This window comes from Streptomyces sp. NPDC028928, assembly GCF_055564915.1.
Map to the genome: position 1 here is coordinate 1 of NZ_JBVHVI010000028.1, position 12,197 is coordinate 12,197.

At 72.3% G+C, this 12,197-nt stretch carries 13 protein-coding genes and 1 riboswitch; of the genes, 10 read left to right on the top strand and 3 right to left on the bottom strand.

The features are described 5' to 3' along the window. Nucleotides 1-91: 91 nt before the first annotated feature. Entirely contained in the window at nt 92-367 is a 276-nt protein-coding gene (locus tag ACZ4U1_RS39685; protein WP_467909047.1) for a hypothetical protein, read from the bottom strand. 138 nt (nt 368-505) lie between these two features. Between ACZ4U1_RS39685 and ACZ4U1_RS39690 the strand changes: the two genes are divergently transcribed. The 3 genes from ACZ4U1_RS39690 to ACZ4U1_RS39700 are packed head-to-tail and all read left to right on the top strand — an operon-like array spanning nt 506 to nt 2,083. After that, nucleotides 506-1,117: a helix-turn-helix domain-containing protein gene (locus ACZ4U1_RS39690; RefSeq protein ID WP_467909048.1), complete on the top strand. Its 612-nt coding sequence runs from the start codon at nt 506-508 to the stop codon at nt 1,115-1,117. 13 nt (nt 1,118-1,130) lie between these two features. Then, entirely contained in the window at nt 1,131-1,253 is a 123-nt protein-coding gene (locus tag ACZ4U1_RS39695; RefSeq protein ID WP_467909049.1) for a DUF6126 family protein, read from the top strand. Between the two features lie 29 nt (nt 1,254-1,282). Beyond that, nucleotides 1,283-2,083, top strand: a complete 801-nt coding sequence (locus ACZ4U1_RS39700) for a hypothetical protein (protein ID WP_467909050.1) — start codon at nt 1,283-1,285, stop codon at nt 2,081-2,083. Nucleotides 2,084-2,204: 121 nt separating this feature from the next. Here the strand turns inward: ACZ4U1_RS39700 and ACZ4U1_RS39705 are convergent, their stop codons facing one another. After that, nucleotides 2,205-3,002: a tyrosine-protein phosphatase gene (locus ACZ4U1_RS39705; protein ID WP_467909051.1), complete on the bottom strand. Its 798-nt coding sequence runs from the start codon at nt 3,000-3,002 to the stop codon at nt 2,205-2,207. 171 nt (nt 3,003-3,173) lie between these two features. On the opposite strand from ACZ4U1_RS39705, the gene ACZ4U1_RS39710 reads away from it, so the two are divergent. The 3 genes from ACZ4U1_RS39710 to ACZ4U1_RS39720 all read left to right on the top strand — a co-directional run bounded on the left by ACZ4U1_RS39710 (nt 3,174) and on the right by ACZ4U1_RS39720 (nt 7,564). Continuing rightward, complete coding sequence (locus ACZ4U1_RS39710; RefSeq protein WP_467909089.1) at nt 3,174-5,246, top strand: alpha-galactosidase; 2,073 nt, start codon at nt 3,174-3,176, stop codon at nt 5,244-5,246. A 269-nt stretch (nt 5,247-5,515) separates the two neighbouring features. Continuing rightward, nucleotides 5,516-5,709: riboswitch (cyclic di-AMP (ydaO/yuaA leader) on the top strand. Nucleotides 5,710-5,714: 5 nt separating this feature from the next. Then, a complete protein-coding gene (locus ACZ4U1_RS39715) occupies nt 5,715-6,629 on the top strand; it encodes a M23 family metallopeptidase (RefSeq protein WP_467909052.1) in 915 nt (304 codons plus the stop codon). Nucleotides 6,630-6,778: 149 nt separating this feature from the next. Then, the gene (locus tag ACZ4U1_RS39720; RefSeq protein WP_467909090.1) at nt 6,779-7,564 is read left to right on the top strand and encodes an SGNH/GDSL hydrolase family protein; all 786 of its coding nucleotides are present in this window, start codon (nt 6,779-6,781) and stop codon (nt 7,562-7,564) included. A gap of 70 nt (nt 7,565-7,634) precedes the next feature. Here ACZ4U1_RS39720 and ACZ4U1_RS39725 read toward each other — a convergent pair whose 3' ends face one another. Beyond that, nucleotides 7,635-8,255, bottom strand: coding sequence for a TetR/AcrR family transcriptional regulator (locus ACZ4U1_RS39725; RefSeq protein ID WP_467909053.1), 621 nt, complete (start codon nt 8,253-8,255; stop codon nt 7,635-7,637). Between the two features lie 373 nt (nt 8,256-8,628). Here ACZ4U1_RS39725 and ACZ4U1_RS39730 point away from each other — a divergent pair, with 373 nt between their 5' ends. From ACZ4U1_RS39730 to ACZ4U1_RS39745, 4 genes are all read left to right on the top strand, one after another. Further along, entirely contained in the window at nt 8,629-9,813 is a 1,185-nt protein-coding gene (locus ACZ4U1_RS39730; protein ID WP_467909054.1) for an MBL fold metallo-hydrolase, read from the top strand. A gap of 71 nt (nt 9,814-9,884) precedes the next feature. Beyond that, a complete protein-coding gene (locus ACZ4U1_RS39735) occupies nt 9,885-10,625 on the top strand; it encodes a TetR/AcrR family transcriptional regulator (protein ID WP_467909055.1) in 741 nt (246 codons plus the stop codon). Between the two features lie 94 nt (nt 10,626-10,719). Next, nucleotides 10,720-11,028: a hypothetical protein gene (locus ACZ4U1_RS39740; protein WP_467909056.1), complete on the top strand. Its 309-nt coding sequence runs from the start codon at nt 10,720-10,722 to the stop codon at nt 11,026-11,028. Nucleotides 11,029-11,045: 17 nt separating this feature from the next. Further along, complete coding sequence (locus ACZ4U1_RS39745; RefSeq protein WP_467909057.1) at nt 11,046-12,119, top strand: M14 family metallopeptidase; 1,074 nt, start codon at nt 11,046-11,048, stop codon at nt 12,117-12,119. Nucleotides 12,120-12,197: the final 78 nt, after the last annotated feature.

A 12,197-nucleotide genomic window follows, 5' to 3' on the forward strand; every position in this document is an offset into this window, starting at 1 on the left:
CGTGGTGTGGAGCCTAGACACCTCCACCACACCGGAGGTCTTCGCCATGATCAAGACCCGGCACCGTTAACAACGCTCGTGATCAATACACCTAGGGGGCCAGAAGGAGCACCAGGGGGAAGAGCAGCCCGGTCGCGCCCAGGACGGCTCCCGTCACGGCGGTCCACATCCGGCCGATGCCCTGGCGGGCGTAATGGGCGCCCATCAGGCCGAACGTGACGGCGAGTCCTCCGGCGAGGAACATCACCGGAAGCAGCATGAGCGTCGGCCACAGGCAGGCGGCGGCCACGGCGCCCAGCACGAGCGCGGTCGGACCGAGGGCGCCGGCGGGTGTGTCGGCTCGGTCGGACGCGGTGTTCGCAGGCATGGGAATCCCCCTGGTTTGAACGTGTTCAAATCCTGGGCTTGATCGTAACAGCGCCGGGGTCCGGTCGGAGGTTCAGGCCGGCCTTGCCTCTGAGGCAAGAAAATTGCCCGAATGGCAAGGCTGGGGCTGAATGGAGGCATGAACGCCTCAGACGCCGGGGCGCCGGCGGCTCCGGGCCCGGACGACGGCCTGCCCGCCGTCGCGCCGCAGCTGCGCTCCCTGCGCCGGCGCGCCGGACTCACGCTGGAAGCCGCGGCCCGCGCCGCCGGGCTCTCCCCGGCCCACCTGTCCCGCCTGGAGACCGGGCACCGGCAGCCCTCGCTGCCGATGCTCCTGGCGCTCGCCCGCATCTACGGTACGACCGTCTCCGAACTGCTCGGCGAGACGGTCGCCGACCGGGACGCGATCGTGCGGGGCGCCGACATGGAGCCGACCCGGGCGGGCGGCTGGACGTACGTCCAGGCCGGGGCGCCCGGCCGCGGCATGCAGGCCCTCAGGGTGCGGGTGCCGTACGGCTCGCAGGGCGACATCGTGCGCGTCCACCCCGGCGAGGAGTGGCTCTACGTCCTCAAGGGGCGGCTGCGGCTGCGGCTCGGCGACACCGCGCACCTGCTCGGGCCCGGTGACAGCGCGCACTTCGACTCGCTCACCCCGCACCGCCTCGCCGCCGAGGACCACGACGGCGTGGAGCTGCTGTTCGTCCACACCCTGCTGCAGAGCCCCACGGCCACGCTGTGCCTGGGCCGCTGACCGGAGAGCTGCCATGAGCGACTACGAGACCAAGCTCCCGCGTGCCCTGTGGATCCGGCTGATCATCTACCTCGCCCTCGGGCACGTCCTGGCCGCCTTCCTCTACCTGCTGTTCGCGGTCGGCGGCAAGGGCTGACGCCGCGGGCCGCGTGGCAGGATGTGCGGATGCCCGAGACATCCGACCTGGTCACCGCCTGCTGGCCGCTCGCCTCGCCCCGCACGGCCGACTGGCTGCGCGAACTGGCCGGGGACGGCGTCACCGGGTTCATGCCGCCGCCGCTGCCGGACGCGGCCTGGGTGCTGGGCGCCATGTACGAGCACGAGCGGCTTCCGGCCGACGTGACGTACGACGCGTACCACCGGGCCCGCGCGGCGGAGGGCGGGGCCGAACGGGAGATCGCCGGCGGGGTCGACCTCACCGGCGTGGGGACGGTGACCGGGGGCGGTCTGGGCCGGGCCGGGCATCCCGGTCCCGGCTGGCGGCGGCTGCGCTGGGCGGAGCTGGCCGCGCGGACCGGCGACCCGATGGTGCCCGAGGGGCTGCTGCCCTCCTACCGGTGCTTCCCCTCGGTACGGCAGGGCGGCAGCCGGCCGCTGCGGATCGCGCCGCCCACCGAGGGCAGCCTGGACCGCGAGACCTGGAACCGGCTGACCGGGATCCTCACCGAACACGGCCCCGCGGGCCCGGACACCCGCTGCCTGGCCTACTACAGCCCGCTCACCCTGCGGACCCCCGACTTCGAGAACCCGCACGTCCGATCCGGCCGGCTCGGCGACGCGCGCCTGCTGTACGACAACCCCGAGGCCGGCTTCAGCCCGTCCAACCTCTGGGCCGAGGACCGCTCCTGGGTCCTGTGCACCGACTACGACCTGTGGGCCACCAAGGTGGCCGGCCCCGCCACGCTGATCGAGGCGCTCCTGACCGACCCGGAGATCGAGGCCGTGCGCCTGCCCTGGGCCCATTGACCCGCTCGGACGACCCGTTCCGGCGGGACCGGCTCGGCGAACTCGGCACCGGGGAACACCCCGGCGGCTGCCTCTCTCCCCATGGGCAGGAGCGCAGACCGGGCGCCGGCGGCCTCCGCGGTCAGTCCAGCAGGCGTTCGCGCAGACGCTCGCGGGTCTCGGGGGAGAGGGCCAGGCCCTGGGAGAGGTACGTGTCCGTGTCGCCCCAGGTCTCCTCGATGCTCGCGAAGGCCGCCTCCAGGTACTCGGCGCGGGCGTCGAAGAGCGGGTTAAGCAGCTCCATCACCTCGGGGGTGTACGCGGTGTCGGCGCTGCCGCTGCGCCGCACCTTGTAGCGGCGGTGCTTGGCGGCCGACTCCAGGTAGTCGGCGACGATCGCGTCCCGCTCCACCCCCAGGGCGAGGAGCGTCACCGCTATGGAGATGCCCGCGCGGTCCTTGCCGGCCGCACAGTGCATCAGGGCGGGCACGCTGTCGTCGGCGAGCGCGTGCAGCACCCGGGAGTGCTCTGCGGTGCGCTCGGTGACGATCTTCCGGTAGGAGGCGATCATCCGGGCCGCCCCCTTGCCGTCGTCCAGGATCGCGCGCAGTTGGTCGAGGTCGCCGTCGCGGACCATCTTCCAGAACTCGGCGCCGTCCGCCGGGTCGCTCAGCGGCAGGTTCACGTTCCGCACGCCGGGCAGCTCGACATCGGGCCCCTCCAGCTTCTGGTCGGCCGCGTTGCGGAAGTCGAAGATCGTGTGCAGGCTCAGGGAGGCGAGGAAGGCCGCGTCCTCCTCGGTCGCGTGCGCCAGGTGCCCGCTGCGGAACAGCACGCCGTACCGCACCCGCCGCCCGTCCGTGGTCGGCAGCCCGCCCACGTCACGGAAATTGCGCACTCCGGCCAGCTCCGGTTCGGTCGACGGGACCTGCTGCGTCACGGGGGCTCCTCCCGGTCGGTCGCCGCCGTCGCGGCTCGTCGGCGGGCGCTCAGACGACCATACGGCATCGATTTCCTCGGGCAATGAGTTGTCCACAGGCATGGACACAAGGAGTCACGCCCTTGATGATGTTTGCACTTGCGCGGATCTGTTGGCACCTGTGAGGTCTCGATGGTGGACATCGCCGAAGACGGTCGTACCTGGCTCCTGTCGGGCCCCGGCAGCAGCTACGCGCTGCGTCTCACCGAGGCGGACGAGCTGCTCCACCTGCACTGGGGCCCACGGATCGCTCTCGCCGACGCCGAGGCGCTCGCGGAGCGCCCGCTGCCCGGCTACTGGCCCTTCGAGTCCCCCCTCGACGGCCGCGAGGAGTACCCGGTCGAGGGCGGACCCCGCTTCGTCCGCCCCGCCCTGTCCGTCCGCACCGAGGAGCGGCGCGGCACCGCGTGGCGCTTCGTGTCGTGCGACACCGAGGGCGACGAACTGCGGCTGAGCTTCGACGACGACGGCGTGGGCATCACGCTGCACTACCGGATGCGCGGCGACGTGGTCGAGCGCTGGGTGACCGTCGAGAACAGCGGCCACGGGCGCGTCGAGCTGCTGCGGGCCGACGCGGCCACCTGGACCCTGCCCGACCGCGAGGGCTGGCGGCTCTCCCAGCTGCACGGCCGCTGGGCCGCCGAGTCACGGCTCACCGCAGCGCCCCTCACCTACGGCGAGAAGGTCATCGGCAGCCGCCGCGGCCACACCGGCCACCAGCACCTGCCCTGGGTCGCCCTGGACACCGACGCCACCGAGGAGCGCGGCGAGGTCTACGGCTGTGCCCTCGGCTGGTCCGGCTCCTGGCGCATCACCGTCGCCCAACTCCCGGACGCGCGCGTGCAGATCACCGGCGGCGCCGGCTACGACGACTCGGGCCTGCTGCTCCTCGCGCCCGGGGAGTCATACACCACCCCGGTCTTCGCGGGCCTGTGGAGCGACGGCGGTTTCGGCGGCGCGAGCCGCGCCTGGCACGCCTACCAGCGCGCGTACGTCATCCCGGAGGCCGAGCGGGACCGGCCCGTGCTGTTCAACTCCTGGGAGGCCACGTTCTTCGACATCTCCGAGGAGCAGCAGCTCGCCCTCGCCCGCCGGGCCGCCGGGATCGGGGTCGAGCTGTTCGTGGTGGACGACGGCTGGTTCGGGGCCCGCACCAGCGACCGCGCCGGCCTCGGCGACTGGACGCCCAACCCCGACCGCTTCCCGCACGGCCTGGGGCCCCTCGCCGACCAGGTGCACGGCCTGGGCATGCAGTTCGGCATCTGGGTGGAGCCCGAGATGGTCAACCCGGACAGCGACCTGTACCGCGCCCACCCCGACTGGGTGCAGTACCAACCGGGACGGAAGCGGACGGAACTGCGCAATCAGCTCGTGCTCAACCTCGCGCGCGAGGACGTCCAGGAGTACCTCTGGGAGCAGCTGGACGCCCTGCTCTCCAGCGCCCCGATCGACTATGTGAAGTGGGACTTCAACCGCTGCTTCACCGACGCCGGCTGGCCCGGGGAGCCGTACCCGCAGCGGCTGTGGGTGGACCACGTCCGCGCCCTCTACGCCCTGCTGGACCGGCTGCGCGCGGCTCACCCCCAGGTCGCCTTCGAGTCCTGCTCGGGCGGCGGCGGCCGGATCGACCTCGGGGTGCTCAGCCGCACCGACCAGGTGTGGACCTCCGACAACACCGACCCGCTGGACCGGCTCGCCATCCAGCACGGCTTCACCCAGATCCATCCCGCGCGCGTGATGGCGGCCTGGGTCACCGACAGCCCCAACGCCCAGCTCAACGGCCGGGTCAGCTCACTGCGCTTCCGGTTCGTCAGCGCCATGGCCGGCGTGCTCGGGGTCGGCGGCGACCTGACGGAGTGGAGCGCGGAGGAGCTGGCCGAGGCCCGGCGCTGGGTGGAGCTGTACAAGGAGATCCGCCCGGTCGTGCAGCACGGCGAGCTGTACCGGCTGCGGCCACCGGCGGGCGGTCTGAGCGCCGTCCAGTACCTCCGGGGCGAGGAGACCGTCGTCCTCGCCTGGCTGCAGGCGCAGCGCCATGGCGAGCCGGTGCCGGCGGTGCGGCTGCGCGGGCTCGACCCGACAGCATCGTACGAATGCCGCGAAACGGGTGAAGTTCATCGAGGCGCCGTCCTGCTGCACCACGGAATGCGCACAGGGCTGAAGGGCGACCTGGATGCGACGGTTCTCCGGCTGCGCCGCATCTGAGCTTTCTGTCCGAATTGACGCCTTCCTTCCAACTCGCTGCGGAATGAGGGCCCCTGGAGGAGTGCGGCGTGAGGAGCGTCATATCCGTGACCGTGCGTCGCGCGTCATGTCCACGTAATGCTGGGCTTGAAAAGGGGAATTGAAAGGAGCCGGGCGCGGGAATTCACGCTGAGTGACCACGAATTCCCGCATTCGATCAGCCGCGAGAGGAACAACGGGAAACGGCTGCTTGTTTCGCCGTGTCCTGCTCGCTTACGTTCCGAACCAATCCGGACGGAACGCCGAATCCTGCCGCCGCCCGGACTCCCCACACATGACCCGCGTCGGCAGGAGCGGGGGACCCACCAGGTAAGACTGCCTGTCCCGGTCTCCGCGACAGGCTAGGGGTGCAGCCGTGTCACGCACGGCCGGGCAGCTCCAGCCCGAACCCGACAGCTGACCTCGCAGGCGCCGGAGAGGAATTGCGCCATGCCTGCCAAGGGTAAGCACCGACGTCCCAAGACCCCGCGTTTTTCCCGCTCCCTCGCCGTCGCCGGAACCGGCGGAGCCGCCCTGGCCCTCCCGCTCATCGGGACCACCGGAGCGCACGCCGCGACCCTCGCGCAGCCCGTTTCCGGAACGGCCGTGCAGTCCCTTCCGAACACCGCGCAGCAGACCGCCGCCAAGCAGGACGCGGGCGTGCGCACCTACACCGTGCGCAGCGGCGACTGCCTCTCCGAGATCGCCGAGGAGCAGCGGGTCAGCGGCGGCTGGCAGCGGCTCTACGACGACAACCGGCAGGCCATCGGCGCCGACCCGGCGCTCATCCACCCGGGCCTGAAGCTCAGCCTCGGCGCGAAGGCCGCGCCGGCCCGCACCGGGTCCGCCGCCCCCGAGCCCGCCCGGACCTCGCCGACCTCGCAGACTTCGCAGACCTCCCAGTCTTCCGAGTCCTCCCAGTCCTCCGGGTCCGGCTCCGCGCAGACCGCCTCCGCCGGCTACACGCTGCCGGTGGCCGGCGCCACCATCGGCACCGGCTACCACGTCGCCGGCAGCATGTGGTCCAGCGGCTACCACACCGGTGTCGACTTCGTCGTCCCGACCGGCACCTCCCTCAAGGCCGTCGCCGCGGGCACGGTCGTCTCCGCCGGCTGGGGCGGCGCGTACGGCAACCAGGTCGTCCTCAAGCTCGAGGACGGCCACTACGCCCAGTACGCCCACCTCTCGCAGCTCTCCGTCTCGGCCGGCCAGAGCGTGACCGCGGGCCAGCAGGTCGGCCTGTCCGGCGCCACCGGCAACGTGACCGGACCGCACCTGCACTTCGAGATCCGCACCACGCCCGACTACGGCTCGGACGTGGACCCGGTCGCCTACCTCCGCGCACACGGAGTCGCCGTCGGCTGACGCCCGCCCTGCCTATTCCTGGCTTGGCAAATTATTTAAGGGTGTCTCATCTCACCGTTCGTCAACCCCTGCCTACGGTCGCGTAAGTCACATCGGAAGGTGAATCATGGTCCGACGTGGCAGACGATTCGAAGAATGACAACACATCAGTGATCGGGTCGTACGTGGCGGTGGGGGACAGCTTCACCGAGGGCGTCGGCGACCCCGGGCCCGACGGGGCGTTCGTAGGCTGGGCCGACCGCTTCGCGGTGCTGCTCGCCGACCGGCGCCCCGAGGGCGACTTCCAGTACACCAACCTCGCCGTGCGCGGGAAGCTGCTGGACCAGATCGTGGCCGACCAGCTCCCCAAGGCCGTCGAACTCGCTCCGGACCTGGTCTCCTTCTGCGCGGGCGGCAACGACATCATCCGTCCCGGCACCGACCCGGACGAGGTGGCCGAGCGCTTCGAACGGGCCGTGGCCCGGCTGACCGAGGCCGCCGGCACGGTGATGGTGACGACCGGCTTCGACACCCGGGGCGTCCCGGTGCTCAAGCATCTGCGCGGCAAGATCGCCACCTACAACGGACACGTCCGGGCCATCGCCGACCGGTACGGCTGCCCCGTCCTCGACCTGTGGTCCCTGAAGTCCGTGCAGGACCGCAGGGCCTGGGACAGCGACCGGCTGCACCTGTCGCCCGAGGGACACACGCGCGTGGCGCTGCGTGCCGGGCAGGTCCTCGGCCTGGAGGTACCGGCCGACCCGGAGCAGCCGTGGCCGCCGCTGCCGCCCCGGGGCACCCTGGAGGTCCGCCGCGACGACGTCCACTGGGCCCGCGAGTTCCTCGTCCCCTGGATCGGGCGGCGGCTGCGCGGCGAGTCCTCCGGGGACCATGTGACCGCGAAGGGCACGCTGTCGCCGGACGACATCAAGATGCGCATCGCCTCCGTGGCCTGAGGCCGCCGCCCGCGCCCCGCCCGCGCATCCCGCATGCGCGGTCCGGGGTCGGGCGGCGCTCCGGGGGGCGTCACGCCCCCCGTTCGGTCAACGCCTTCCGGTCCAGGCCGAGTTCGCGCGCCAGGGCGTCGTCCACCCACTCCTGCGCCCGCGACCGGGCCACTGCGCCCGGGTACGACGTCAGCTGCACCGCCAGCCCGTCCAGCAGCGCGGTCAGCCGCAACGCCGTACCGGCCGGGTCCGCGCAGGCGAACTCACCGGCCGCGACGCCCTCGGCGATGACCTCCGCGATCGCCGCCTTCCACTGCTTGTCCAGTTCCCGGGTGACCTCCCGCAGGGTGGGCTCGCGCAGGGCCACGGCCCAGCCCTCGATCCACAGCCGCCAGCCCTTGGCCTGCCCGGTCGGCGCGTACCAGCGCACCGCGGCCCGCAGCCGGCGCAGCGCGGTGGTCCGCCGGCCCACCACCTTGCGCAGATGGGCGAGGTCGTCCTCGGCCGCGTAGGCGAACGCGGCGGCGACCAGCCTCTCCTTGGTGGAGAAGTGGTACAGCACCAGCGCGTTGCTCACCCCGAGCGCCGCGGCCACGTCGGCGATCCGCACCGCCGCCACACCCCGCGCCTCGATCTGCTCGATCGCTGCCCGCAGCAGCTCCTCCCGCCGCTCCGCCACGCTCAACCGCACTCTTGCCACGCGCTCACCCTAGTCGTAGTCGATCGCATGCGAGCGGCATCGGTCGGAAGCGATCGGTCATCGATACCGACCGAAGCGTTCCGCGATCACCGGCAGTCGGTCGCCGACCAGAGCGTGCGCAGCCGCGCACGGGGCCACCACCACGCGCGCGTACCGGAGTTGACCACCCCGCCCGACGGGGCGGTCAGGGGATCTCCCGGGTGGGCGACCACTCGGTCGCGGGCCGGTCCGCGGGGCCGGCGGGGGCCGCGTCACCGGGCTGAACCACTGTTCAGCAGCGTGAGCCGGACGCCCGTCCGGGGTGCCCGGGGCGCCGGGCTGTCGGAGGGGCCGACCATAATGGAGGGCCTCACCCACTCCACCGGGAGGTACCGTGACCGGTCTGCGTTCTCCGAGCACCGGACTCCGCGCGCTGCGGCCTGAAGCCTTCGGCGCGGACCCGGGCGGTGAGCGCCTGGCACGCATCCGCCGCTCCCCGCACTTCAAGGACGGCGTCTTCCAGAACCCCGGTGGCCCCGCCCGCACCCGGCCGTCCGGCTCCACGCTGGACCTCGCCAAGGTCTTCCTGGACAAGGAAACCCGGCCGCTGCGCGCCCCCAGGGGAACCGTCCCGGTCCACCCCACGACCTTCGCCGACCTGGCCAAGCCGCCCGCGACGGGACTGCGGCTGACCTGGACGGGGCACTCCAGCGTGCTCGCCGAGATCGACGGTCACCGCGTCCTGTTCGACCCGGTCTGGGGCGAGCGCTGCTCCCCGTTCCCGTTCGCCGGGCCCAAGCGGCTGCACCCGGTGCCGCTGCCGCTGGCCGCGCTCGGTCCCGTCGACGTCGTCGTCATCTCGCACGACCACTACGACCACCTCGACCTGCCCACCATCAAGGCGCTGGCCGGCACGGACACCCTGTTCGCCGTGCCGCTCGGCGTCGGCGCCCATCTGGAGCACTGGGGCGTCTCCCCGGACCGGCTGCGCGAACTCGACTGGCACGAGTCCACCCGGGTCGGCGGGCTCACCCTCACCGCCACCCCGGCCCGCCATTTCTGCGGCCGCGGGCTGCGCAACACCCAGCACACGCTCTGGGCGTCCTGGGTCGTCGCCGGCGACGAACACCGCATCTTCCACAGCGGCGACACCGGTTACTTCGACGGCTTCACGGACATCGGTGCCGCGCACGGCCCGTTCGACGCGACGATGATCCAGATCGGCGCGTACAGCGAGTTCTGGCCCGACATCCACATGACCCCCGAGGAGGGCCTGCGCGCCCACCTCGACCTGCAGGGCGGAGCGCCGCACGGCGTGCTGCTGCCCATCCACTGGGGCACCTTCAACCTCGCCCCGCACCCGTGGGCCGAGCCGGGGGAGTGGAGCAAGGAGGCCGCCGAGGAGGCCGGTCAGGCGGTGGCCCTGCCCCGGCCGGGCGAGCCCTTCGAGCCCGCCGGCAAGCTGCCGGCCGAGGCCTGGTGGCGTGGCGTGTCCGGGGAGGTCCGCCGCACCTGGCGCTCGGTCGGGGCTTTCGTCGCGGAGCCGCCCGCGCGCGGCACCGGGGACCACGCGCACTGAGCCGGCGGTCCGTTTCCGCAGATAAAACGTACGATTGTTAATGAAATGTACGGTGTACGCGGAGTGCGGTCATGGCAGAGCGCAGCAAACCGGAGAGGCGACGGCGGCTGAGCCGCCCCGCGGTGCTCGCCGCGGCCGTCGCCCTCGTGGACCGAGAGGGCCTCGCGGCCCTGACCATGCGCCGCCTCGCGGCGGACCTGGGTGTGGAGCCGATGGCTCTCTACCGGTACACCGACGGCAAGGAAGGGCTGCTCGACGGCCTGGTGGAGGCCTTCTTCGCCGAGGTCAACGAACAGCTGCGGACCTCGGTCGAGCGGACCCGCACCGACACGCCCTCCGCCGCCGAACCGGCCTGGCGCACCGAACTGCGGCGCGTGGCGCGGGCGTTCGCCTGCGTCGTGCACGCCCACCCCGAGGTGCTCCCCGTGGTCGCCGCCCGCCCGCTCAACGTGCCCGTGGCCCGGCGGCCCGAGCCCTGGCTCCAGCTCACCGAGCACGTGTTCGCCGTGCTGGCCCGCGCCGGGTTCGACGACCGCACCGCGCTGACGATCTACCGCACCTTCGTCTCCTGGACCCTCGGCTGTCTGCTCGTGGACAAGCGCCAGGTCGTCGACAACCCCGAGGAGCCCGACCCCGTGCTGCGACTCGGCCTGCACCGGCTGTCCGCCGCCGACTATCCACGGCTGCGCGCCCTCGTCCCGCACTTCGCCGAGTACGACGACGAACGCGAGCTGACGGACGGTCTCGACAGCCTCCTCAGCCGCATGCCGGAGGCTCCCCTTGACGCCTTCTACGGCCGCGGAGCACCCTGAGAGTACGACGTACACATCGGGCATACAGTCGTAGAAAGCTGTAAATCTCCCACGGCCGTGTTTCTCTCCCTGGCACCTTGCGGAAGAAGCCGTCATGTCCAGCGCCCCTCAGCCCGCCCTGCGTGTGCGTGTCACCGCCCGGGACGTCGAAACCCTGCGCGCGCTCCTGCGGGACACCCGCCCCGACGTCGGCGGGCTCGCCCGCCGTGCCGACGACGGCAGCTGCACCATCGAGGCCTACGTCTCCCCCGAGCAGGCCGGAGCCCTCGAACGCGAGGGTGTGTCGGTCACCCCGGTCGAGGACGTCACGGCCGCGGGCCGGGAGCGCCAGGCCGAGGTCGGCCACGGGGACCGCTTCGCCCCCGCCGACGCAGTGCCCCACGGGCCGGCCGACAAGGTCTAGGGCGTCGGGAGGACACCATGCCGTACCTGAACATCACCGAGGTCGAGTCCGCCGTGACCAGCCTGGCCACCGCCTTCCCGGGCACCTGCGACCTGATCGACCTGCCCGAGCCCTCGGTCGAACGCCGCGCCTGCCACGCCCTGCGGATCGGCGGCGTCCCGGCCGGGACCAACGACTGCGCCGTGCTGATCGGCGGTGTGCACGCCCGGGAGTGGGGCAGCTGCGAGATCCTGGTCGGCCTCGCCGCCGACCTGCTGGAGGCGTACGACGCCGGTACCGGCCTCGCCTACGGCGGCACCCGCTTCACCGCCGACGAGGTGCGCAGGATCCTGCGCGAACTGGACCTCGTCGTCTTCCCGCTGGTCAACCCCGACGGCCGGCACTACAGCCAGACCGTCGAGCCGATGTGGCGCAAGAACCGCAACCCGGCACAGTCCGGCGGCGACCCGCACCGCATCGGCGTCGACATCAACCGCAACTACGACTTCCTGTTCGACTTCGAGACCGCCTTCGACCCGGCCGCCGCACCTCGCGTCTCGTCCGATCCGGGCGATCTGGTGTACCAGGGCCCCCGGCCCTTCTCCGAGCCCGAGACCCGCAACGTCCGCTGGCTGCTGGACACGTACCCGCGCACCCGCTGGTTCGTGGACGTGCACAGCTACTCCGAGGACATGCTGACCGTCTGGGGAGACGACGAGAACCAGTCCGGCGAGCCGTCCCAGAACTTCCTCAACCCCGCCTACGACCACCAGCGCGGCCGCGGCGCGGACGGCTACGCGGAGTACCTCCCGAAGGCCGACGCCGACGACTCGGCGGTGCTCGCCGAACAGTTCTGCGCCGCACTGCACGGTGTGCGCGGCCGCACCTACCGTCCGATGTCCGGCTACCACCTGTACCCCACCTGCGGCACCAGCGACGACTACGCGTACTCGCGGCACATCGCGGACGAGCGGAAGCGCAAGATCCTCGGCTTCACCGTCGAGTGGGGCGACGACGGGGGCGGATTCCACCCGCCGTGGGCCGAGATGGAGCGGATCGTCCTGGACGTCGACGCCGGGCTCCTCCGGCTCTGTCTCACGGCGCTCACCTGACTGCGGCACGGCACGGACTACGACACGGCACGCAAGAGGGAATGGAGCGAGGCGCCCGCCCCGGCGGGCGCCTCGCTC